Source organism: Promicromonospora soli (assembly GCF_014653785.1).
GTDB lineage: Bacteria > Actinomycetota > Actinomycetes > Actinomycetales > Cellulomonadaceae > Promicromonospora > Promicromonospora soli.
On sequence record NZ_BNAS01000006.1, the window covers coordinates 84,087 to 107,787 of the forward strand.

General features: G+C 71.5%; 19 protein-coding genes and 1 riboswitch. Of the genes, 12 read left to right on the forward strand and 7 right to left on the reverse strand.

What is annotated here, in order from left to right; translation table 11 throughout:
* Positions 1-34 precede the first annotated feature (34 nt).
* The 4 genes from IE250_RS18610 (at position 35) to IE250_RS18625 (ending at position 8,138) form a co-directional block, all read left to right on the forward strand.
* Positions 35-493, forward strand: coding sequence for an OsmC family protein (locus IE250_RS18610; RefSeq protein WP_189670804.1), 459 nt, complete (start codon positions 35-37; stop codon positions 491-493).
* Positions 490-894: an ACT domain-containing protein gene (locus IE250_RS18615; protein WP_189670805.1), complete on the forward strand. Its 405-nt coding sequence runs from the start codon at positions 490-492 to the stop codon at positions 892-894. Before IE250_RS18610 ends, IE250_RS18615 begins: the two co-directional genes overlap by 4 nt.
* 177 nt (positions 895-1,071) lie before the next feature.
* Positions 1,072-7,278 carry a polymorphic toxin-type HINT domain-containing protein gene (locus tag IE250_RS18620; protein ID WP_189670806.1) on the forward strand — a complete coding sequence of 2,069 codons (6,207 nt, stop codon included), beginning with the start codon at positions 1,072-1,074 and terminating at the stop codon, positions 7,276-7,278.
* Positions 7,275-8,138 carry a hypothetical protein gene (locus IE250_RS18625; protein WP_189670807.1) on the forward strand — a complete coding sequence of 288 codons (864 nt, stop codon included), beginning with the start codon at positions 7,275-7,277 and terminating at the stop codon, positions 8,136-8,138. Before IE250_RS18620 ends, IE250_RS18625 begins: the two co-directional genes overlap by 4 nt.
* A gap of 133 nt (positions 8,139-8,271) precedes the next feature.
* Here IE250_RS18625 and kilB read toward each other — a convergent pair whose 3' ends face one another.
* The gene (gene kilB, locus IE250_RS18630) at positions 8,272-8,742 is read right to left on the reverse strand and encodes a plasmid transfer protein KilB (protein WP_189670808.1); all 471 of its coding nucleotides are present in this window, start codon (positions 8,740-8,742) and stop codon (positions 8,272-8,274) included.
* A gap of 224 nt (positions 8,743-8,966) precedes the next feature.
* Between kilB and IE250_RS18635 the strand changes: the two genes are divergently transcribed.
* Complete coding sequence (locus tag IE250_RS18635; protein WP_189670809.1) at positions 8,967-9,782, forward strand: TIGR03619 family F420-dependent LLM class oxidoreductase; 816 nt, start codon at positions 8,967-8,969, stop codon at positions 9,780-9,782.
* 54 nt (positions 9,783-9,836) lie between these two features.
* Here IE250_RS18635 and IE250_RS18640 read toward each other — a convergent pair whose 3' ends face one another.
* Positions 9,837-11,066 carry an amidohydrolase gene (locus tag IE250_RS18640; RefSeq protein ID WP_189671099.1) on the reverse strand — a complete coding sequence of 410 codons (1,230 nt, stop codon included), beginning with the start codon at positions 11,064-11,066 and terminating at the stop codon, positions 9,837-9,839.
* Positions 11,067-11,311: 245 nt separating this feature from the next.
* Here IE250_RS18640 and nhaA point away from each other — a divergent pair, with 245 nt between their 5' ends.
* The gene (gene nhaA / locus IE250_RS18645; RefSeq protein ID WP_189670810.1) at positions 11,312-13,186 is read left to right on the forward strand and encodes a Na+/H+ antiporter NhaA; all 1,875 of its coding nucleotides are present in this window, start codon (positions 11,312-11,314) and stop codon (positions 13,184-13,186) included.
* On the forward strand, positions 13,183-14,247 hold the full coding sequence (locus tag IE250_RS18650) for a LacI family DNA-binding transcriptional regulator (protein WP_189670811.1): 1,065 nt from the start codon (positions 13,183-13,185) through the stop codon (positions 14,245-14,247). The genes nhaA and IE250_RS18650 overlap by 4 nt, the downstream gene beginning before the upstream one ends.
* 83 nt (positions 14,248-14,330) lie before the next feature.
* On the opposite strand, the gene metE is transcribed toward IE250_RS18650, so the two are convergent.
* The 4 genes from metE to IE250_RS18670 all read right to left on the reverse strand — a co-directional run bounded on the left by metE (position 14,331) and on the right by IE250_RS18670 (position 18,721).
* On the reverse strand, positions 14,331-16,730 hold the full coding sequence (gene metE / locus IE250_RS18655) for a 5-methyltetrahydropteroyltriglutamate--homocysteine S-methyltransferase (RefSeq protein WP_229872583.1): 2,400 nt from the start codon (positions 16,728-16,730) through the stop codon (positions 14,331-14,333).
* 8 nt (positions 16,731-16,738) lie between these two features.
* A riboswitch (SAM riboswitch) is annotated at positions 16,739-16,842 on the reverse strand.
* Positions 16,843-17,006: 164 nt separating this feature from the next.
* Complete coding sequence (locus IE250_RS18660; RefSeq protein WP_308434168.1) at positions 17,007-17,231, reverse strand: hypothetical protein; 225 nt, start codon at positions 17,229-17,231, stop codon at positions 17,007-17,009.
* Positions 17,232-17,250: 19 nt separating this feature from the next.
* Positions 17,251-18,123 (reverse strand): hypothetical protein, encoded by an 873-nt coding sequence (locus IE250_RS18665; protein WP_189670813.1) that lies wholly within the window; start codon positions 18,121-18,123, stop codon positions 17,251-17,253.
* Between the two features lies 1 nt (position 18,124).
* Positions 18,125-18,721, reverse strand: coding sequence for an RNA polymerase sigma factor (locus tag IE250_RS18670; protein ID WP_189670814.1), 597 nt, complete (start codon positions 18,719-18,721; stop codon positions 18,125-18,127).
* 76 nt (positions 18,722-18,797) lie between these two features.
* Between IE250_RS18670 and IE250_RS18675 the strand changes: the two genes are divergently transcribed.
* A complete protein-coding gene (locus tag IE250_RS18675) occupies positions 18,798-19,619 on the forward strand; it encodes a M15 family metallopeptidase (RefSeq protein ID WP_189670815.1) in 822 nt (273 codons plus the stop codon).
* 17 nt (positions 19,620-19,636) lie between these two features.
* Here the strand turns inward: IE250_RS18675 and IE250_RS18680 are convergent, their stop codons facing one another.
* Positions 19,637-20,092: a DoxX-related protein gene (locus IE250_RS18680; RefSeq protein WP_189670816.1), complete on the reverse strand. Its 456-nt coding sequence runs from the start codon at positions 20,090-20,092 to the stop codon at positions 19,637-19,639.
* 99 nt (positions 20,093-20,191) lie between these two features.
* Between IE250_RS18680 and IE250_RS18685 the strand changes: the two genes are divergently transcribed.
* From IE250_RS18685 to IE250_RS18700, 4 genes are all read left to right on the forward strand, one after another.
* Positions 20,192-20,704, forward strand: a complete 513-nt coding sequence (locus IE250_RS18685) for a TetR/AcrR family transcriptional regulator (protein ID WP_189670817.1) — start codon at positions 20,192-20,194, stop codon at positions 20,702-20,704.
* A gap of 105 nt (positions 20,705-20,809) precedes the next feature.
* A complete protein-coding gene (locus tag IE250_RS18690) occupies positions 20,810-21,376 on the forward strand; it encodes a putative glycolipid-binding domain-containing protein (RefSeq protein ID WP_189670818.1) in 567 nt (188 codons plus the stop codon).
* A 165-nt stretch (positions 21,377-21,541) separates the two neighbouring features.
* Positions 21,542-22,378, forward strand: coding sequence for an HAD family hydrolase (locus IE250_RS18695; RefSeq protein ID WP_229872584.1), 837 nt, complete (start codon positions 21,542-21,544; stop codon positions 22,376-22,378).
* 89 nt (positions 22,379-22,467) lie between these two features.
* Complete coding sequence (locus tag IE250_RS18700; RefSeq protein WP_189670820.1) at positions 22,468-23,664, forward strand: YibE/F family protein; 1,197 nt, start codon at positions 22,468-22,470, stop codon at positions 23,662-23,664.
* Positions 23,665-23,701: the final 37 nt, after the last annotated feature.

A 23,701-nucleotide genomic window follows, 5' to 3' on the forward strand; every position in this document is an offset into this window, starting at 1 on the left:
GTCCACCGAAGCGTTCCCGTCCTACCGTCCGGGCATGGCTTCTCACCCCTACCTCACTCGGCTGCGCTGGGCCGGTTCGACCGGCTCCGGCGTCCGCTCGTACTCCCGCGACCACGTTGCTGCCGCACCGCCCGCCACCCCTGTCGTCGCGCTCAGCGCGGACCCGGCGTTCCGCGGCGACCCCGACCGGCTCAACCCGGAGCAGCTCGTGGTCATGGCGGCGTCGTCGTGCCAGATGCTGTCCTTCCTCGGCGCCGCAGCCCGCGCCGGCATCAACGTCCTGGCCTACGACGACGAGGCCGCCAGCCACCTCGACCTGGCGGCGTCGCCCGCCCGGCTCGGGACGATCCGGCTGGCCGTGACCGTCGAGGTCGCCGCCGGGACCGACGAGGCCCTGGTCCTGGAGCTGGCCGACCAGGCCCATCAAAGCTGCTACGTCGCCAACTCCCTGGCGGTGCCCGTCGAGGTCAGCACGAAGGTGGTCGTCGGATGAGCGCCCGCCTGCAGGACCTGGAGGTCCACCTGCCCGACCGACCCGGGGCGCTGGCAGACCTGGGCCAGGCCCTCGGCCGGGCCGGCGTGAGCCTGGAGGGCGGCGGCGTGTTCACCCACGACGGCCGTGCCGTGGCGCACTACCTCGTCGACGACGGCCCGGTGGCGCTCCGAGCGGCAGTCGACGCCGGGCTAGGGCCGGCCGTGGTGCGCGACGTCGTCATGACGCGGCTGGACCAGGAGACGCCGGGCCAGCTCGGCACGCTGGCGCGGCGGCTGGGCGACGCCGGGGTCAACGTGCAGGTCCAGTACAGCGACCACGCGGGGAACCTGGTGCTGCTCGTCGCCGACGAGGATGCCGCGGCGTGCCGGGAGGTCGTGGCGCGCTGGGAGAGGCCCTGACGCAGCAATTTCACCCCACCTTTCCAGAGTGTCGCGGCGCTGTGACCTGCGCACTTATTGGCCACTAAATGCATCTGAATGGGAAATGGGGGATAAACCAGTTGTCGGATCCGTTCAGGCTCATCACACTCGTTGTCGGGTAAGTGCTCAGGAAACACACCAACACGGGGGTTGGCGATGTCCGAAGCAAGTCCGCACCACCTTGTGATCACCCGGCTGGAACGGCGCTGGCTGGGGGTCGCGATCGCTGTGGGCTTCTCGGCGTCCCTGCTGATCGCGGTGGCACCACAGGAGACCGCGGAGGCGGCCCCGGTGCCCCAGGCCACGGCGGGCGAGGGTCCGGCCGACCGGCCCATGCCGGACGGCGTGCGGCGCTCCACCGCCTACGCGGAGGACGAACGCCCGCCGGTGGTCCCGGAGGCGGTGTCGGCCGACGGCAAGCCGGCCGAGGTCGCCAAGGAGGAGTGGCGCACCCTCACGTCGCCGGTCCGCCCGCTGGCCGCAGCCGACGGCTTCACCGGCCTGGACCTGCGCCCGGGCTTCCTGCTCGGTGATACGTCCGTGGTCCTCTACTTCGACGAGGGCAACGTCGATCCGGACTGGACCGCCGCCGTCGTGCGGCTGTACGAGGGGGACGACCAGACCGAGCAGGAGTCGGTGCGGCTGACGCGCGCGGAGCTCGAGGGCCCGCGGTTCTGCGGCCCGTCCGACTTCTGCCGGTCCTTCGGGAGCGAGGACGGCTGGGAGCTCGACCGCGGCAAGAACTACTTCGTGACCGTTGCGGCCGTGCTTCCCGGCGGCGACGAGGTCGTCTCGGAGCCCTCGGACAGCACCCGGCCGCGCGCGACGATCCTGCCGCCGAGCATCCCGGACGACCAGGCCGCCGGCTGCGGGTGTGAGAACGCGCTGGCCCCGACCGCCGTCGGGCAGGCGAAGCGCGGGGTGGGCGTCAACACGGGCACCGGCGCGTTCGTGCGCGTGGAGCGCGACATGCAGATGGCGTCGTTCGGCATCCCGTTCGCGAGCGCGCGCACCTACTCCTCGGCGAACAACCGGCAGGGCCCGCTCGGCGTCGGCTGGGCGTGGTCCTACGACATGCGGGCCACGGAGACGGACGACGGCGTCATCGTGCGCGCCGAGGACGGCGCCGAGGCGCTCTACACCCCGGACGGCGACGGGTACACGCGCCCTCCGGGCGTGCGGTCGAACCTGAGGCGGGACGGCGACGGCTGGGAGCTGGTCACGCCGCAGCAGGTGACGTACGAGTTCGGTGCGGCGGGCCGGCTCAGTGCCGTGACCAGCCCGCGGGACGACGGCGTCCGCCTGGCCTACGTCGAGGTCGACGACGGGGGTAGGGACGAGGACCGCGACGACATCACGATCACCGACGCCTCGGGGCGCACCGCCGTGGCCGAGCTCGAGGACGGAGTGATCACGCGGATGGTCCTCCCGGACCGCCGCCAGGTCCGCTTCGAGTACACCGACGGGCTGCTCACTGCGGTCGAGGACGCGCGCGGGAACGTCTGGCAGTACAGGTACGACGCCGAGGGCCGGCTCTCCCAGGTGGTGGACCCGCACGACGTGGTCGCCGTGCACAACGAGTACGGCGCAGGCGGCCGCGTGGTCACGCAGCGCGACGGCGTCGGCGCGGAGATGACCTTCGCGTGGGACGCCGAGAAGCAGGAGGCGCGCACCACCGACGCGGACGACATCTCGGTCTACGACGGGTACCGCGGCAACGTGCTGCTCTACAGCCAGCGCAGCACGGGCGACGCCGACAACCACCGCTACAACCGGCGCCTGGACCGCAACCTCGTGGTGAACGGCAACCAGTACCAGCACGTGGTGCGGTTCGACGCGCAGGGCAACCCGACGCAGGCGATCGCCCCGCAGGGCTTCGGCGACAAGACGAAGTACGACGACCGGAACAACCCGATCGAGTACACGGACGCGAACGGGAACGTCTGGAAGAACACGTACAACGAGTTCGACGAGCTGGTCCGCAGTGTCGACGCCGAGGGCAACGACATCAAGCACGCCTACGACGACCGCGGCCTGCGCACCTCCACCACCGACCAGCGGGACAAGGTCACGCGGTACGAGTACCTGGCCGACGGCGAGGAGAACGCCGGGCTGCTGTCCGCCGTCGTCTCACCGGAGGGGCGCCGCAGCGAGTACTTCTACGACAAGACCGGCCGGCAGGTCGCGCAGACGGACCCGCGCGGGACGGCCGACCCGCGCCAGCGCCGGCACTACACGACCGAGACGCAGTACGACGAGCAGGACCGCGTGGTCCGCGTCGAGGAGCCCGGCAAGCACCGCGGCTGGCGCTCGGTGTACGACGACGTCGGCCGCCTGGCCAAGGAGATCTCGCCCGAGGGCGTCGTCAGCGAGTACGGCTACCTCGACAACGGCCTGCAGTCGCGCGCCGACGCGGGCGGCCGGGTGATGACCTACGGGTACACCGACGCGGGGCGGCGGAAGTCCGAGAGCGTGCAGATGGAGGGCACCGATCTGACGACGTCGTACACGTACGACGCGAAGGGCCTGGTCAAGACGGTGACCTCGCCGCGCGGCAACGTGCCGGGCGCGAACAAGGCGGACTTCACCACCGAGTACTTCTACGACGCGAACGACAACCCGATCCGGATGCGGATGCCGTACCCGGGCGGCAAGCACGTGGACCGCGACATCAAGGTCGACGCGCTGGACCGCACGACGGCGTCGATCAACGAGCTGAACAAGACCTCCAGCTTCGAGCGGAGCAACACCGGGCAGGTCGACTCCGTCACCGACACCAAGGGCCGTACCACCACGATGGGGTACGACAAGAACGGGCGGCAGACGGAGCGCACCGACTCGGGCAGCAAGACCACCCGGACCGAGTACGACGCTGCGGGCAACAAGGTCAAGCAGATCTCGCCGACCGGCGGCATCACGACCTACGCGTACACCGACGACGGCCTGCTCGCCTCGGTGACGGAGCCGCGCGGCAACGTGGAGGGCGCCGACAAGGACCGGTTCACCACGCGGTTCGAGTACGACCTCGCGGGGAACCGGATCAAGGAGATCGACCCGCTCGGCAATACGACGTCGACCACGTACGACGCGAACAACCGGCCCATTGAGGCCACCGACGCGCGTGGCGGGACCACCTACTACGGCTACCGCGACGACGACCAGATCAGCCACGTCCGCCAGCCCGACGCGCCGAAGGTGCCGCTGGTCTCGCAGGCCTTCGCGACGGTGCTCAGGTACGACCACGACGGCCGGGTGGTCGGGGTCATCGACCCGCAGGGCGGGCGCACGAGCGTCACCTACGACGACGCCGGGCGCCCCGTGACCACCACCGACCCGCTGGGCCGGACATCGCACGTGGGGTACGACGCCGAGTCGAACGCCGTCTCGAGCATCACCACGGACCGGAACGAGGACCTGTCCGACCTGTCGGAGGCCGAGCGGGCCGAGCGCACCATCACGTCGGTGTACGACCTGCGCAGCCGCCTGACCAGCCAGCAGGTCGGCTCCACCGGCCCGGAGTACACCTACGGCTACGACGCGAAGGACCGGACGACCTCCTACGGCGACCCGCTGGGCGTGCGCACGGTGGCCTACGACGACGAGGATCAGATCACCAAGGTGGTCCGCGAGGAGGCGAACCAGGCCACCGAGACCTTCACCTACGGGTACGACCAGCGCGGCAACATCACCGCGCGGACCTACCCGGACGGCACGAAGATCACCTCGACGTACGACGACGACTCGCGGCTCGCCTCCACGACGGCGTCCGGCGGCTCCATGGGCGGCAACGAGGCCCGGTGGGAGTACGCGTACGACGTCGCGGGGCGCCGGACGGCGACCACCCTCCCGGCGTCGACGGGGCTCGCCGAGAAGCGCGTGTACGACGACGCCGGCCGGCTCACCTCCATCGGCACCGAGCGCACCGGGGAGCCCGTCGAGGGCGTGCAGGACCCGGTGTCCGCCTTCGACCTGACGCTTGACGAGGTCGGCAACCCGACCCAGGTGAAGACGACCCGCGGCGGGGTCACGGAGGCCGTCGCCTACGCGTACGACGACGCGAACCGGGTGACGGACGCGTGCTATGCGGCGCAGGAGTGCGACCGCACGAGCAAGGCCGCCGGCCGGATCTCCTACGAGTACGACCTGCTCGGCAACCGGACCGAGCAGAAGCGCACGGGCTCGGCGGGCCACGACCTGACGCGGTACTCGTACGACCACGCGAGCCAGCTCATCAGGGAGCTCGTGGTCGGCAAGGAGGGCGGCCAGAAGAAGGTAGAGCGCAAGGACTACGAGTACGACGTGCGCGGCAACCAGACGCGCGCGGGCGACGACCGGCTCAAGTACAACCTCGACAACACGCTGGCCGAGGCGACCGTCGGCGGTGTCTTGACCCGGTACACGTACGACGCGACGCGCATGCGGCTCGACGCGATCACGGGCGTGGGGGCGGGTGCCAAGACGCGGCACTGGTCGTGGGACACCAATGGGTCGCTGGAGAACATCGCCGTCGACACCGTGACCGACGTGAACGGGGTGGTGACCAACCGCCAGGCGTTCACCTACGGGCCGACGGACGAGCCGCTGGCGCTGCTGGCGGCCGGCGGCGGGGCGCACGTGTACACCCACGACTGGCTGGGCGGCGTCGCGAACATGCTCTCCCTGGACGGCCAGGTCGAGGAGGGCTACGACTACGACCCGTTCGGGAACCCGCGCCAGGGGACGACGCTCGCAGGGGCGGTGGCCGAGAAGGCGGGCGGCGCTGCGGCGTTGGGCGCGGCGGCCGAGGACGCCGAGCCGGCGGCCGAGCTCAAGAACCCGATGCGGTTTGCGGGCGCGTACCTGGACCCGACCACGGGCGAGGGCAACTACGCCATGCGGGCCCGGAACTACGACCCGGGCACGGGGCGGTTCTCGACCATGGACCCGGCCGGCGCCCAGCCGACCGGCTCCTCGCCGTACGCGTACGCGGGCAACAACCCGCTGGTCTACACCGACCCGACCGGCGAGCGCGAGCTCGAGGGGCCAACCGGCGGTAGCACCACCGAGAGCCCTACCGGCGCCGACACGACCTCGAACCCCAACGATCCCGGCGCGGAGGTGGAGGGGCCGAGCGCCGAGGAGATCGCGCAGGCGCAGCAGCTCGAGTCGAAGTCGATGCTGGACGTCATCCTGGAGGCCGGCGGCCAGATCCTCATGGAGTTCCTGGGGATCACCGACCTCATGAACTGCCTCGACGGCGACCTCGGCGCTTGCGTGATGCTGATCGTGGGCGCGCTGCCCTGGGGCAAGATCTTCAAGGCCGCGAAGATCGGCGAAGCCGTCTACAAGGCCGGCAAGGCCGTGATGGCCTTCTCGGGCGAGCTGAAGTGGGCCAAGCAGATCTTGTCCGGCGCCAAGAAGGCGAAACAGGCGGCCGAGGCCGCGAAGGCCGCAGCGGCGAAGGCTGCGCGGGAGGCCGCGCAGAAGGCGGCCAAGGCGAAGGCAGCCGCGGCGGCGAAGGTCAAGAAGCTGGCGGAAGAGGCCAAGGCCAGGGCGCGCGCCGACGCGGCCAAGAAGAAGGCTGACACCACGGGCAGCGGGGACGCGGCGAAGGTCGAAGAACCGTTGGGCTGCATGACGGATAACAGCTTCGTGCCCGGCACCCTGGTGCTCCTGGCGAACGGCATTCGACAGCCGATCGAAGACCTTGAACCCGGTGACGAGGTGCTGGCCGCCGGCGAAGAGACCGGCGACCGGTCGGGATCACGACTGGTTACGGCGCACATCACCGGCAGCGGCGAGAAGACCCTGGTCTCGGTCACGATCCGGGACGCCGACGGCGACAAGCAGAAGGTCGTCGCCACCGATGGGCACCCGTTCTGGAATCCCGTGAAGAGCATGTGGGTGGACGCGATCGATCTCCGGTCCGGCGACTGGCTCAAGACGAGTGCCGGCACCTGGGCGCAGGTCGCGGACGTCGACGTCGAGCACAAGCGCGCGGTGGTGCACAACCTCACGGTCGACCGGGACCACACGTACTACGTGGGCGCGGGCGAGACACAAGTTCTCGTTCACAACAGCAACACCAACTGCAACTCGCTCACGCGTGAGCAAGCTGAAGATGTTGCGAGTTACCTGGGCTACACGAAGTCCAATAAGAGATCCGCGGCCGGGCCTGCAATCTGGGAGAATAAGAAGGCGGGGGCCGGCCAGCCCCGGTACATCACTTACGATAGGACCGGGCATAACAAGCAAGCTATATTCAAGGGTGCCAATTTCCGAAATCCCTTCCAGTCGACCAAGGACTCGGCTCGGGACGGGACCTATGGATTGGACGTATCACCGACGGGAGATGTGTTCGGGCTTACATGGCTAGCGAAATGAGCACCGAATTCATTCTCAGTCCTCTGAGTGAGAGTGTGCGAGTTGTGTTGACAGATGCACCTGCTTGGAGTGCGTACGCGGCGGAACTGCGCGGAGTGCTCGACATGGTGATCGAGAAGAGTGGGAGTGATTTTCTAGAGGTCGGCGAGTTGTTGGTGAGTCAGCCACTTCCGGACAGGTACATGAGTCTCCGAAATGGTGTCGAGGTCAGTCGCTCGGAAGCGATTGATCTTATCGAGGGAATGGTGGCCGGGCGCGGACCGTATTGCCGACTCTCCATACCGGGGAAGCTTTGCATCGAGTCGGGATGGGATGGAGGCGTACATCTCTACGCAACCCCAGTGGTAAGCGCCGATCTAATGGCGTTCCGCAGCAGGGACGTGAGTCTCCAGTGGCGCAATGCAGTCCCAGAGTTCGTAGATGTGTCGAGGCCTGTAGATGCTGTCGCAGACGAGAAGTTCTGGCATGCGGTACTGAAAGCTTCCGAGCGGACCACCCTGTTGTGCGAGCGCTGGGCGCACGGCGCTTACGGTTGTAGATGGTTCCGGGTGACCCAGGGGAACGCAATGGAAGTAGCCCGACTGGTGCGGCCGCGCTCCCTCCTCTGCGTGGTTTCCGAGCCTGACTTGCAACCTAAGTCTGAGGTAATGGAAGAAGACTTCACTGCCTTTGCGGCCCCGCTACTGCCTGGCGAGTTGGCCTACCAGGCATATCCCGGTGGCGCCGATAGTCTCTCCGATGTTATTGGTCAAGGTTTCTCATTCATCCTGGCCGACAAGGCCCTGAGTAATTGGTGCGCCGTGGTGCCGGACCCAGATGGGGTAATGAGGGGACAGTGGGAGAGCCCGGGAGAATCGTAGTCTGATTGCCCTGGCGACGACGCTGGTGACGATGACCTCCACAGACCGATCCCAACCAGACTTGTCACGAGGCGCGTTCCCAGCCTGCCACGCGGCTGGTCACGACGACGATCCGCCTGGTGCGCGATGTCGACTAAGCGACGTCGACGTGCTTGCGCGCCGCTTCCACGAAACCGAAGATGCTCGCCTTGGCCACGTCGCGGGCGCTCGGGAGATCCTCGGCCGGGAGGTCCGATGTCAGGAGGTCGACGTCGTCGATCGCCTGCTGGCCGAGCGCGATCAGCTCCGTGGACTCCGTCACGAGCTGGACCCGAAAGAGCGCCTCGAGCGCGCTCGTCCGCAACCGGTACGTCTCGTAGCGGAGCGACTCGGGGTCTCCGCCGCGCTGCGCGTGCTCCGCGAACCAGCGGTCGATGTGGGCTCGGCGGAGGTTGACGAGCGCCCCGCCGAACGTCGTGTACGCGCTGACCCGCTCCTGCCGCAGGCGCTCGTTGCGTGCGAAACGCTCCGCGTCCGCCCGGTTCCGCCGCTGGAAGTAGTGCGTCGCCAGCGAGCCGAGCAGTGTTCCGACGACGGCGACCACGCTGGTCACGATGATTTCCACGGGCCGAAGCCAACCACGCCGGACCGTGGTTGAGAAGTCGGCACGCGGCTGTTCAGGGCCCAGCGACGGCCGTGGTCCGAGCCTCCGGGGAAACGGGTACGCGACGGGTGACGTAACGCTGAGCTAGCAGTGCTACGTCTCCGTTACCTACCTGGCTGGGACAGTTCCTTCCCGCGGTGCTCCGGACCGGGAATGGGCACCTCGCGGCGGCGGTTCGGCCAGTCATGGAGCTACAGGTGGTGCTGCCCGACGAGTCGCCCGCGATGCCCGTGCGGACGCTCGTCGACCTGGCCCGGGCGGCCGAGGACCTCGGCTACACGACGGCGTGGCTGCCCGACCACGTGCTGCCGCCCGGCGAGTACGGGCGGACCTTCGGCGGCGTCTACGAGCCGCTGGTGACGATCGGCCATCTGACCGCCGTAACGAACCGCCTGCGCTTCGGAACGTCGGTGCTGGTCGTGCCGCTGCGTGACCCGTTCGTGCTCGCCAAGCAGGTCGCGACCCTGCACGAACTCTCGGGGGGCCGGGTGACCCTCGGCGTGGGCGTGGGCTGGAACATGCCGGAGTTCGACGCCGTGGGTGCGGACTACCCGCATCGCGGCGCCGTCACCGACGATGCGCTCGCCTTGCTCAGCCACCTGTTCGCGGGCGGCGTGGCGCCGTACCGGGGCAGTCGGTTCTCGTACGAGCAGGGCGTGTTCGCGCCGGTGCCCGAGGGGAGCGTGCCGATCATGGTGGGCGGGAACAGCGACGCCGCGCTGCGCCGCGCCGCCCGCTTCGGCGACGTCTGGCAGGGAATCCCCGCCGACCCCGGCACCTTCGCCGAGCGGGTGCGGACCCTCGCCGAGCTGTCCGCCGGGCGCGACGTCGTACCGGCGCTGCGGATCGGCTGGGACGGCAGCACTCCCGTGGAGCGGGTGGCGGACGCCGCCGTCGCCTACCGGGAGGCCGGTGCCGCCCAGCTCGCCGTGCACTTCGGCGAGCACCGGGGCACCGCCGAACGCATGGCGGCTCTGGCGGCCGCGCTGGCCGGTCGCTGAGGACGGGCCGGACGCGCCCGCCGGTGGCTGAGCTCGCGGCTCGGACGCCTGGGCTCAGGCGATCGGCGGGGGCGCGAGGCGGTCCAGCGCGGCGACGACGAGCGCCTCGACGCCGGTCTCCAGGGTCGGGTGGGGGACGGGCGCGAACCGCGGTGAGTGGTTGGACGGGATGTCCTGGTTCACCGTGCCCGCACGCTCCGCCGCCTGGAAGGCCGCCGGATCCCAGCCGCCGAGCAGCCAGTAAACGATGGGCACGCCCACGGCGGTCGCGAGCACACCGACGTCCTCGCTGCCGGACACGGGGCCGGGGTCGATGACCCGCTCGGCGCCGAAGTGGGCGGCGAGCACGCCCCGCGTGCGCTCCGTCTCCGCCGGGTCGTTGATCACGGGCGGGAACCCGTCGCGGGTCGTGACCCGCGGAGGCTGCGGCGCGCCCGCGGCGGCCGCCTCGCCCCGGACGATCCGCTCTACGGCCGCCAGGACGCGGGTCCGCACCGCCTCGTCGAAGGAGCGGACGTTCACGCCGAGACGGGCCTCGTCGGGAATGATGTTCTCCTTGGTGCCCGCGTGGAGGGTGCCCACAGTGACGACGGCGGCGTCGTTGGCGGCGATCTCCCGAGAGACGATGGTCTGCAGCCGCATCACGGTCGAGGCCGCCATCACCACCGGGTCGACGGTTGCCTCCGGCCGGGAGCCGTGCCCGCCGCGCCCGATGAGCCGGATGTCCAGGACGTCGGTGCCGGCGAACGCCGGTCCGCCGTGGAGCCCGACCAGGCCCGCAGCGACGGGCGCGACGTGCTGCCCCAGCACGATGTCGGGCTTCGGCACCCGGTCGTACAGGCCGTCGTCGACCATGGCGCGGGCCCCACGGCCGAGCTCCTCCGCGGGCTGGAAGACGACGACGAGGGTCCCCGACCACGCGGCCTGCCCCTGCGCCAGCACCTCGGCAGCGCCGAGGAGGGCGGTGACGTGCACGTCGTGCCCGCACGCGTGCATGACGCCGGACTCGACGCCGTCCGCGGTGGTGGTGTGCACAGTGCTGGCGTACGGGAGCCCCGTGTCCTCGGTGACGGGCAGCGCGTCCATGTCGGCGCGGAGCAGCACGCACGGGCCGTCGCCGTTGGTGAGCACGCCGGCGACACCGGTGCCGCCGATGCCGGCGTGCACCAGATAACCGAGAGTCGCGAGCCGGGCCGCGACCAGGGATGCCGTGCGGGTCTCCTGGAAGGACAGCTCCGGGTGGGCGTGAAGGTCGACATAGGTCTCGCGAAGGCTCGACAGCATCGATGCCACCGGCGCCAGGACGGCTGCGACGTCCGGCACCGCGTCGGGGAGCACTGGGGGAACGGTCATGCGCCCCACGATGGCACCGACGGCCGAGGTCGGCGCCCCAAAGCCCACCCATCTTGTTGTGGGCGCGACCGTTGCGCCTAAACCGGACGTTTAGTCGCAACGATCACGCCCACAACGAATGCGAGCGGGACTAGCCTGAGCGATGGGCAGCCCCGTTCGTGGCGACAGGAGAAGTGATGGCGAACCTCACGATCATCGAGCGGTCGCCCGATCCCGAGGAGCTGGACCCGGGCAGGCGGCCGTCCATCGCGGAGCGGATCCGCGCGCTCGGCCAGACCCGGCTGGGCGCACTCCTCCTGCTGCTCGGGACGGTCGCGGCGATCGTCTGGGCCAACGCCTCGTCCACCTCGTACAGCGAGTTCTGGGAGACGCACCTCAGCCTGGGCGTCGAGGACCTGCAGGTGGAGTTCACGCTGCACGCCCTGGTCAACGACGCGCTGATGGCGCTGTTCTTCTTCACCGTGGGTCTGGAGGTGCGGCGGGAGTTCGCGATCGGCGAGCTCACCAGCTGGTCCCGGGCCGTGGTCCCGGTAGTGGCCGCCGTCGCGGGGCTCGTCGTCCCCGCCGTCCTGTACGTGCTGATCAGCCAGGGAACGGGCTGGGAGGGCGCATGGGGGGTGGTCATCTCGAGCGACACGGCGTTCGTCGTCGGCGCGCTGGCCCTCATCGGGCCGAGGGCGCCCGGCAGGCTCCGGGTCTTCCTCCTGGCGCTCGCAGTGGTCGACGACATCGGCGCGCTGTCGATCATCGCGCTCGTCTACACCGAGAACTTCGACCCCCTCCCGCTGCTGGTCGCGGCGGTGGGCCTGGCCGGCGTCTACCTCACGCGGTACGTGCCCACCGGCCGCGGGCCGATCTACGCCACGCTCTCGATCATCGTCTGGCTCGCGTTCCTGGCGTCCGGAGTGCACCCGACGCTGGCCGGCGTCGCCATCGCGCTCCTGGTGCCGGTGTACCGGCCGAGCCGGCGGGACGTGGAGCACGCCCTGACCCTGGCGCGCACGTTCCGGCAGTCGCCGAACAGCGACTACGCGCGCGCCGCGGCGAACAGCCTGCGCGAGTCGATCTCGATCAACGAGCGGCTGCAGTCGGCCTACGCGCCGTACGTGGCCTACGTGATCCTGCCCCTCTTCGCCCTCGCGAACGCGGGCGTGCAGATCAACAGCGAGATCCTGGCCGCGGCGGCCGGGTCGGCGGTCACCTGGGGCATCGTGGTGGGGCTCGTCGTCGGAAAGCTCCTGGGCGTGCTGGGGTCGGGCGCGGTCATGCGCGTCCTGCGGATCGGCGACCTGGGGCCGGGGCTGACGCTCGACCGGCTCGCCGGCGGCGGCGCCCTGTGCGGCATCGGCTTCACGATCTCCCTGTTCATCGTCGACCTCGCGATCGACGACCCGGCGGCGCAGACCGAGGCACGCGTGGGCGTGCTCTCGGCGTCGGTCATCGCGTTCCTGCTGGCCGCCGTGATCTTCAAGGTCTCGGACCGTGCGCACCCGGCGAAGGAGGCCGGGACGGTGCTGCTCCGACCGGTCGACCCCGCGCGGGACCACGTGTTCGGCCCGGCCGACGCGCCGTACACGCTGGTCGAGTACGGGGACTTCCAGTGCGGGTTCTGCTCCAAGGCTTCGGGCGCGATCCAGGAGGTGTACCGCGAGCTCGGCGACCAGCTGCGGTACGTCTGGCGGCACGCACCGCTCGACCGGTACCACCCGAACGCCATCGCGGCGGCCGAGGCGGCCGAGGCCGCGGCGCTGCAGGGGGAGTTCTTCGCGATGGAACGGAGCCTGCTCCTGGACCAGGAGAACCAGCTCCCCTCGGACATCGTGCAGCGTGCGGTCGACCTGGGGCTCGACGTCGAGCGGTTCGAGCGGGACCTGGTGTCGCCGGAGGCGGCCGGGCGTGTCCGGGACGACATGCTCGACGCCGAGGCGATGGACATCACCGCCGTCCCGACGTTCTTCGTGAACGGCCGCCGGCACACCGGGCCGTACGACGCGCGGTCGCTCATCCGTGCACTGGAGCGCGATGCGCACGCGCCGGGAGGCCTGACGTGATCCGTCGTCCGACGCTGGCGGTGGTCGCCGAGGTAGCCGGGGTGAGCCTGAAGACCGCGTCCCGGGTGCTCAACCGCGAGCCCAACGTGGCGGCTGCCACGCGCGAGCGGGTGCTGGACGCCGCGGCCTCGCTGGGCTTCCGGCGCAACGCCGTGGCCGCCGACCTCGCGCGGGGCGGCTTCTCCCGGCTGGTCGGGTTCATCACCGGCGACCTGGCCAACGAGTTCTACTCCGCCCTGGCCAGCGGCATCGAGCGCGAGCTGCGCGAGCACGGGCTGCAGCTGCTCACGGCGTCGTCCGACGAGGATCCCGAGCGCGAGTCGTCGCTGACGGGGGAGCTGCTGGAGCGCCGGGTCGGCGCCCTGATCGTCACGCCGGCCGGGGCGGACCACTCGGCGCTGCGGGGCGAGATCGCCGCCGGCCTGACCGTGGTGGTCGTGGACCGGCCGGCGGCCGGGATGGACGTCGACACGGTGGTCATCGACAACCGCGGCGGCACGCGGGCCGCCGTCGAGCACCTGCTCGCTCACGGGCACCGCCGCATAGCGTTCGTGGGCGACGAGCCCCACCTGTGGACCTACCAGGAGCGCAGCGACGAGTTCCTCGCCGCGATGCGCGACGCCGGGGTGTCCGACGCCGAGCGGTGGGTCCGGTCCGGCGCCCACTCCGCCGCGGCCGCCCGCGACCTGGTGGTCGAGCTGCTCGATGCTCGACACGGACAGGCTCGACACGGACAGGCTCGACACGGACAGGCTCGGGACGGACAGGCGCCCGAGCCGCCCACAGCGGTGCTCGCCGCGAACAACCGGGCCACCGTGGGCACGCTCCAGGCACTGCGCGACGCGCCGGGCGGCGACGGGGTCGCCGTGGTGGGCTTCGACGACTTCGAGCTGGCGGATCTCCTGGGCATCACGGTGGTGGCCTACGACGCCGTGGAGATGGGCCGGCGCGCCGCCGAGCTGGCGGTAGCGCGGTCCGCGGACCCGGACCGGCCGGTGGAGCTGGTGGTGCTGCCGACCCGCGTAGTGGCGCGGGGAAGCGGCGAGCGCGAACCCCGCTGACCCCGCCGTGGAGCGTCGGCTGACCTGAACGCTGGTCGAGCTTGTCGAGACCCGGGTCTCGACAAGCTCGACCAGCGTTGGGGTCAGAGGGTGGCGCGGACCTCGCGGGTGGCCGTCACCAGGTTGCGCAGGGACTCGGTGGTCTCGGCGTAGCCACGGGTCTTCAGCCCGCAGTCGGGGTTGACCCAGACCAGCCGCGGGTCGATCGACTTGGCGGCAAGCGACACGAGATCGGTTACCTCTTCGACGGACGGCACCCGCGGGCTGTGGATGTCGTAGACCCCCGGGCCGATGCCGCGCCCGTATCCGGCGTCGGCCAGCTCGGGCACGATCTCCATGCGGGACCGCGCCGCCTCGACGGACGTCACGTCGGCGTCGAGGCCGTCGATCGCACCGATGACCTGCCCGAACTCCGAGTAGCACAGGTGCGTGTGCACCTGCGTGGCGGTGCCGGCCCCGGCCGTCGACAACCGGAACGAGCGCACCGACCACTCCAGGTAGTCGGCGTGCGCGGACCGCCGCAGCGGCAGCAGCTCGCGCAGCGCCGGCTCGTCCACCTGCACGACGCCGATCCCGGCCTGCTCCAGGTCCGTCACCTCGTCCCGGAGGGCGAGCGCTACCTGGTCGGCGGTGTCGCCCAGCGGCAGGTCGTCGCGGACGAACGACCAGGCCAGGATCGTGACCGGACCGGTGAGCATGCCCTTGACGGGCTTGTCGGTGAGCGACGCCGCGTACGCGGTCCAGTCCACGGTCAGGGGCGCGGGGCGGGACACGTCGCCCCACAGGATCGGCGGCCGCACGCAGCGCGACCCGTACGACTGCACCCAGCCGTGCACCGTGGTCGCGAAGCCGTCGAGCTGCTCCGCGAAGTACTGCACCATGTCGTTGCGCTCGGGCTCGCCGTGCACCAGCACGTCCAGGCCCAGCTCCTCCTGGAGCGCGACGGTGCTCGCGATCTCGGCGCGCATCGCGGCCGTGTACTCGGCGTCGGACAGCTCGCCCCGCACCCAGGCGGCGCGCGTGGTCCGGATCTCGGACGTCTGCGGGAACGAGCCGATTGTCGTCGTCGGCAGCGGCGGCAGGCCGAGCGTGGCCTGCTGGGCCGCCGCGCGCTCCGCGTACGGCGCACGCTCGACGTCGGCGGGGGTCAGGGCGGCCGCCCGGTCCCGTACGGAGGGCACGACGACGCCGGGCGCCTCGGCGCGGGACCGCACCGCGGCGGTGGACTCCGCGAGCTGTTCGGCGACCGCCGGACGGCCATCGGCCAGGCCGGTGGCGAGCGTGACGACCTCCCGGACCTTCTGGTCGGCGAACGCGAGCCACGACTTCAGGCCGGCGTCGAGGCGAGGCTCGTCGGCGACGTCGTGCGGCACGTGCAGCAGCGACGTCGAGCTACCGACGGTGACCGCGCCCGCGCCGAGCGGGGCGAGGCCTTCCAGGGTGGTGAGCCGCGCGTCGAGGTCCGCGCGCCAGATGTTGTGCCCGTCGATGACGCCGGCGACCAGGGTCTTGTTCTCCAGGCCGGGGACCGGGCCTTCGGGTACGGCGCCCTTGACGAGGTCGATCGCTATCGCCTCGACGTCGGTGCCGGCCAGCAGAGCCAGGCCGTCGCCGGCCTCGCTGCGCAGGTCGCCGTACGGCGCGGTGACCAGGATCGCGGGCCGTTCCGCGCCGCCTGCGTCGCCATCGACGGACGCGGCGGAGAGGTCGGTCGCGAGCCGTGCGTAGGCCCGGCGGACGGCGTCGGCCACCTCGTCGAAGGAGACGTCGAGCAGGTCGGTGACCAGGGCGGGCTCGTCGAGCTGGACCCACGGCGCGCCCGCGGCGGCCAGTGCGCGCAGCAGCTCCGCGTACGCGGCGACGACGTCGTCGAGCCGGTCGAGCGGGCGGAACCCGTCGGGTGCGTTGTCAGCGGCCTTGCTGAGCAGCAGGAACGTCACCGGCCCCACCAGTACGGGCCGGGTCACTACGGCCTGGCCGCCGTCGGCGGGCTGGGCCAGCTCGGTGAACTCGCGCACCGCCCGGTCGTCGACGAACCCGATCGGTGTGTCCGGCCCGATCTCCGGGACCAGGTAGTGGTAGTTGGTGTCGAACCACTTGGTCATCTCGAGCGGCGGCTTGTCGCCCTCGCCGCGGGCGAGCGTGAAGTAGCCCTCCAGCGAGAGCGCTGAGCCGTTGGTCGAACCTGTCGAGGCCAGGTCCCGGAACCGCTCGGGCACCGCGCCGAGCAGGGCGACGGTGTCGAGCACCTGGTCGTAGTAGGAGAACGAGCCGGGGACGGCGGCGGAACCGGCGTCCAGGCCCAGGTCGACGAGATGCCGTGCGGTGGCGAGCCGCAGGTCGCGGGTGGTCGCCTCCAGCTCGTCCGCCGTGGTGCGTCCGGCCCAGAAGGCCTCGACGGCCCGCTTGAGCTCGCGGCGTCGGCCGATGCGCGGGTAGCCCAGGATGGTGGCCTGGGGAAGGTGCGTGAACTTGACTGCCATGCGTATCAGCTCCATCGGACCTGGCGTTAGCACCTTGCCCCGGAATTGGCGCTCCGGTGGCAGGTTGCTGCGGTGTCGTAGAGCCAGGACTCTCGACCGCTCTGGATGATTACGCTGGATCGTAAGCATGCCCGCGATGTGGTCGGAAAACCGTCCACGCCTCAAGACGGTTCGCTGGTCAGCGGTCGATTCCTCTGATCGTCCCCGGGCACAGGTCCACGACCTGACCATGCGGTTGCTGCGGAATGCGGCCGAGATCCCGCAGCAATCGCAGGGTCAACGCAGCGGGCGCCGCCACGCGACCTCGCGGGCGAGCTGCCCCGTGGAGCGGAACAGCTGCACCTGGTGGGCGTCGGGCAGGGCCGCTGCGAGCTCGTCCGTCGTCGTCGGCCCGAAGCCGAGCTCCTGCCAGAAGCCGCCCGACCGGCGGGAGAACAGCCAGGCCTGGCGCGCGCCGGCGTCGGCGGCCCGGTCCAGCGCGAAGCGGGCGCGGCTGAGCACGCCGGGGAGCCTACCGGGGCTACTCGAGGGGGCTGGAATCGTTTGTGGGGTACGGGCTCGGCGAGTCGCACGCCTTCCAGCTGAACGCGCTGCGCACGAGGTACTGGCCGCCCTGGTCCGACTCCGCCCGCGTCTCCGCGGCCCGCGGCAGCCAGGTGGCAGGGTCGACGAACAGGTCGATCCGCGTCACGTCGCCGCCCTGCACCGTCGTGTCCGCGGGGGTGATCCCGATCCGGACGACCACGCGGCCGTCCAGCTCCGCCACGTCCAGCTTCTCGTCGAGCTGTCGGTCCGCGCCTTCGTCCGCAGACAGGCCGAACATCGTGTCGACCGCCACCGCCTGCAGCACCTGCAGGGCCCGCTCCTCCAGGGGCGCCGGCTTCGGGTTCGCGTCGCGCGCCGTCCGGACGTCGTCGACGCGGACCGTCGACTCGTCACCCAGGGTCGAGGTGGTCTTCGCGCCGCAGCCCGCGCCGGCCATCGCCTGTGCCGCGCTGGTGGCTACCTCGGCGGGCGTCAGCCCGATGGTCGGGGACGGCAACGGGTCGGAGGTCGAGGCCGCAGGCGCCGAAGTGCTCGGGGCGGGACCCGAGCCCGGGAGGGCGCGCAGCGCGGGTGGGCCCGCCAGGCTCACCGCGAGGACGGCGGCCGCCGCGGCCGCCAGACCCCATGCGAGGGCGGGCCTGCGGCGTTCCGGGGACAGGCCGCGGCGGGTCCCGGCTCTGTCGTCGTGCAGCACGATCTCGACGCGCTCGGCGTCCGCCCAGCCCTCGTACGGGTCGCCCGCACCTCGTGCGCGTGCCCGCGACTCGGCGTACACCCGGGTCAGGTCGATCTCGGGGTCGGCGCCGCGCAGGGCGCGGCGGGCGCGGGTCAGCTCGTCGTCGTCCACGTCAGGCTCCTTCCTCGGTGAGCTGTTGGTAGGCCGCACGCAGCCGCCGCCGAGCGCGGTGCACCCGGGTGGCCGCGACCGCCGTCGTGCAGCCCAGGACCTGGGCCACCTCCGCGGTCGACAGCTCTGCGGCCGCAAGGAGCGCGATGACCTCGCGGTCCGCGGGACGCAGGAGATCCAGTGCGCGCCGGAGCTCGTCCAGCTCGCCGACCAGGCGCACGTCGTCCTGGCCGGCCGACGCCGGGTGCGTGCGCACCCGCTCGACCAGCGCCGTCCGCCGGTGCTGCGCGCGAAGCTGGTTCGCCATCACCCGGCGCGCCACGCCCAGGAGCCAGGCGCGCGGGGTGTCCGGCAGCTCGCCCTTGCGCCAGGCGATCGCGAAGACCTCGGCCACCACGTCCTCCGCCTCGGCCGCGGGGAGCCGGGCGCGGGCGTACCGGTAGACGCCGTGCGCGTGCGCCGCGAAGAGCTCCTCCGTGTGCTCGGGCGTGAGCGGACCCGGAACGAGGCGGTGCGACTCGGTGTTCGTGGTCAGGGCGGACTCCGGGGGCGAAGAGACATGCTTCCGACTCAGTGTGTCCGGCAGCGGACCGCCCATGACACGTCCCAGATGTTGCCCACGTCACAGCCCGGCGGCTGTCATCGGCGTCCGGCCGGCGCACACCAACGCTGGTGTGACCGCCTTCCTTGACCGTCTGCTCCTGCCCGGCCCTGCCGTCGTCCTCGCCACGACGCTGCTGCTCACGGGATGCGCGCCCGGCGCCGTCAGCGCCACACCACAGGGGCAACGCTCCCCGGGGAGCGCGGAGGGGAGGGCGGCTGGAAGTGTGGCGGGGACGACGCCGGAGGCGCCCGCGAGCGCGAAGAAGTCTGGGACCAAGGGGCCGGGTCCAGGGAAGCCGAGCGTCGACCTGACCGCACACTCGGCCACCGATCCCGCGAGCCCGTGGGTGGTCGTCAACAAGCGCAGCCCGCTCGCACCCGTCGACTACGAGCCCGAGCTCACCACGGTGCGCGGCTACCTCGTCCGGCCCGACGCCGCCCCGGACCTCGCCGCGCTCCTGGACGCCGCCGACGCCGACGGCGTGCACCTGACACTGCGCAGCGCCTCCCGGGGTTATCCCAAGCAGGTCCAGGTCTACGAGGGATGGGTGGCGCAGCTCGGCGCCACGGAGGCCGACGTCGTGTCGGCCCGGCCGGGGCACAGCGAGCACCAGACGGGGCTGGCCGTGGACGTGGGCAGCTCGACCCGACCGGAGTGCGACTTCGACCCCTGCTTCGGGGACACCGTCGAGGGCCGCTGGGTCGCCGGCCACGCCGCCGGGTTCGGTTTTGTCATCAGGTACACCCCTGACAACCGCGCCGTTACCGGGTACGCCGCCGAGTCCTGGCACCTGCGCTGGGTGGGCCGCGACCTGGCCGCGCACATGCGTGACACCGGCGTCAGCACGCTCGAGGAGGTTTTCGACGTGCCCGGCGGGGGATACGCCCGCTGAGGCCGAGCAATCGCAGGTCAGTACGGCAGCCAGACGACGACGGCCAGCGCGCCCACGTAGAGCGCCTGCTCCGCGACGCGCCGGCCGACGGGCGTCGCGGGCTTGCCGCCGAACGGGAGGTCGCGCCGCGCCGCGGAGATGTTGGCCGGCGTCATGGCAACGGTGAGCAGCCCGAGGCAGATCGCGGCGGCGGGCGCCGTCGCGGGGATGAGCAGGCCGATGGCGCCGGCTGCCTCGAGCATCCCCGTGCCGGCGACGAGCAGGTCCGGGCGCGGTAGCCCGGCCGGAACCATCCGTTCGAGGTCCTGGCGCACGCGGGGGATGATCCGGCCGGAGGCGGTCAGGAGGTAGAGGGCCGCGAGGCCGACCCGGGCGGCGTCGTGCCAGGAGTCGAGGGCCGGGACTGCGAGGAGGCCGAGCAGGCGCGCGAGCGCCGTGACGCCGAGCAGGAGCACGGGAAGCGGGAAGGGCATGGCGATCCGATCTTGACGGCGACAAGTTAGAGCGACACCTCACCATCCCCAGTGCTATCTTGTCAACGGCAAGATTGGGTCGGGAACATCTGGAGCACGATGAGCTACCACCACGGAGACCTGCGCCGGGCGATGACCGCGGCCGCCGCGACCGCGGTCGCCGAGCGCGGGCCGGCGGGCCTGAGCCTGCGCGAGCTGGCCAGGCTCGCGGGGGTCTCCCACGCCGCGCCGGCTCACCACTTCGGCGACAAGGCCGGCGTGCTCACGGCGGTCGCGACCGAGGGCTTCACGCTGCTCGCGGCCACCCTCAAAGAGGCGGGGGACGACCTGCTCGCCGCCGGCGTCGCCTACGTCCGGTTCGCCGTCGACCACCCGGGGCACTTCGCCGTGATGTTCGACCGCAGCCTGCTGCACGCGGACGACGCCGACCTTCGCGAAGCCGAGCAGGCGTCCTCGGCGGCGCTCGCGGGACTCGCTCCCGACGCCTCCGCTGCCCGCGCCGCGTGGTCCGTGGCACACGGCTTCGCCAGCCTGTGGCTGTCCGGCGCCATCTCGGGGCCCGACGTCGTCGCGGCCGCCGAGCCGGTGCTGCGCCGGGTCGCGCTGCCCTGACGGCTGGCGCGCCAGGGCTGGTCCGACCATGCGCCTCGGCTCGCGACACGCGGATGGCGACACGCGGATAGAGTTCGGAATGTGCAGCTGGAGCCGATTCCTCTCATGTCTGCGTGGACCCACAACGGGGTCCGGGCCGGCTTCGAGGTCCTGTTCGCGGAGGCCATCGAGCACGGCCACGTGCTGCGTGGCCACACCACCGCCGTCGAGGGGCCGGAGGCCTGGTCGGTCGGGTACCGGATCGAGGTCGACCCACAGTGGTGCACGCGGCGGGCCGAGGTACGGAGCGTGTCGGCCGCGGGAACGGTCCGGACCACGATCGAGCGGATCGAGGGTGCCGACGGCGTGCAGTGGTTCGTCGACGGTGTCCCGCGCCCTGACCTCGAGGGCTGCCTCGACGTGGACCTCGAGTCGTCGGTCGTGACGAACACGCTGCCGGTCCATCGGCTGGACCTGACACCGCGGAAGACGCACGCAGCGCCCGCGGTCTTCGTCCGGGCGGGCGACCTGTCGGTCGAACGGCTCGAGCAGGAGTACAGGCTCCGGAGCCGGACGTCGGAGGCGATCAAGTTCGACTATGCGTCGTCGACCTTCGACTACGCGTGCGAGCTCAGCTACGACGCATCCGGCCTCATCGTGCGCTACCCGGGGATCGCTCACCGGGAGCGTTGACGAGGGTTGTGGGCGCGACCGTTGCGCCTAGAACGGACGGGTAGTCGCAACGATCGCGCCCACAACCGACCTGGGACGAGAGGCTCTTCGGCCCCTGAGACGGGTGTTCCAAAATGTCCCAGTATGGGCGATGATGTTGACGCCACCAATCACCAGGGGAATATCGTGACCGCGACCGCCTCCGGGGCCACTGCCGCACTGTCCGACGTGCCCACGTCAACACCCGCACTCGTCGCCTGCGACGTCGAGGGGACGCTCGTGCGTGCCGGCCGCCGGGCCACGCCAGCGGTGCTCGACGCGATAGCGGCCGTCCGCGCCGCAGGGCATCACCTGGTGATCGCCACGGGCCGGTCCCTGTCCGGCGCGGTGCAGGTCACCCGGCAGCTCGGGATCCGGGATGGCTGGGTGGTCGCGGCGAACGGGGCGGTGACCGCGCACGTGCACGCGAACGGGTACACCGTCGTCGACGTGACGCCGCTGGACGCCGAGCCGGTGTGCCGGCTGGTCGCCGGCACGCGACCGGACCTGCGGCTCGCCGCCGAGGTGGTCGGCTCCGGCTACCGCGTCACCAAGCGGTTCCCGGAGCGCCAGCTCAACGGACAGCAGGAGGTGCTGCGCGAGTTCGCCGAGATCTGGGCGCGACCCACGCCGCGCCTCGTCGTGTACGGGCAGTGGGCTCAGCGGCTCGCGCCGGCGCTGCGCGCGTCGGGCGTCACAGCGATCCCCGCCCGCGTCGACTGGGTCGACGTCACCGCGCCCGGCATCACCAAGGCGACCGCGCTCGAGAGCATCCGTATCGAGCTGGGGGTCGCGCCGTCCCGGACCGTCGCCATCGGCGACGGCGAGAACGATCTCGAGATGCTCTCCTGGGCAGCGATGTCGATAGCCATGGGCCAGGCGCCCGACGCCGTCCGCGACCTCGCCGACCGCGTCACGGGCACCATCGACGAGGACGGCGCCGCTGCCGCACTCTTCGACGCGCTCCTGCTGCCGACGGCCTGAGCCGGCCGACTCAGGCCGGCGGCACCGCACGCAGGAGCACAGCCACAGCTCGCCGTGCCTGCCGTGCGCCGTTGGGCCAGTATGTGCGCATGGCGCACCCTCACTCGCACGGCTCGGCCGGTCTCGCCGCGCCACGCACGACGTTCCTCCTGGTCGTGACGCTGGTATCCGCCCTGCTCCTGACTCTGGTCGGCCTGTGGCTGCTGTGGCCGAACGGCGGCGACGTACCCGACCGGGTGCCGGCCAGAGCCGAGGGCACGTCGTTCGTCGACGTCACGGTCACCGGCCCTGCGGACCCGGCCACCGGGAGCATCCCGGTGGAGCTGGCCGACGGCGAGCAGTCCCGGATGCAGTCGCCCGGCCCGTCGGTCCCGCTGGCCGACGGCGACCGCATCACCGCCGTCGACATCTCCCAGGTCTCGCAGCCCGGCGTCGACCCGCTGGTGTTCATGGACTACCAGCGGGACCTGCCGATCGCGCTGCTGGCGATCGTGTACGCCGCCGTCGTGCTGCTTGTCGCGCGCTGGCGCGGGCTGGCCGCCATGGCCGGGCTCGGGCTCGCGTTCGTCGTGCTCCTGACCTTCACCATGCCCGCCCTGCTGGCCGGCGAGTCCGCGATCGGCGTGGCGCTGGTGACCTCGTCCCTGGTCATGTTCGTGACGCTGTACCTGGCCCACGGGTTCTCCGCGCGCACCTCGACCGCCCTGCTCGGCACGCTGGTCGGCCTCGCGCTCACGGCGGGGATCGCCGCCTGGGCCTCTGGGGCCGCCCAGATCACGGGCACCACCGACGAGGCGTCCTCGTTCCTGCCGTCCAGCGCGCCCGGCGCCGACCTACGCGGGATCGCGCTGTGCGGCATCGTCCTGGCCGGGATGGGCGTGCTGAACGATGTGACGATCACCCAGGCCTCGGCCGTCTGGGAGCTGCGCGGGGTCGCGCCGTCGGCGTCGCGGGCCGAGCTGTTCACGCGCGCCATGCGGATCGGGCGCGACCATATCGCCTCGACCGTCTACACGATCGCCTTCGCCTACGTGGGCGCCTCGTTGCCGCTGCTGATGATGGTGTGGCTCGTGGACCAGTCGCCGGCCACGGCCCTGACCTCGGGTGAGATCGCCGAGGAGGTGGTGCGCACGCTCGTCGGATCGATCGGGCTCGTCCTCGCCATCCCGGTGACCACCGCCATCGCGACGCTCGTCGTCCCGGGGCCGACGACGGGCCCGGCGGGCTCGACGACGTCGGAGCCGGCTTCCGACCCGGAGCTGATGTCGCCGGTGTCCGGGGCATGATCTGCCGTTCGGGGGTGTTACGTGTCCGGGACAGCGG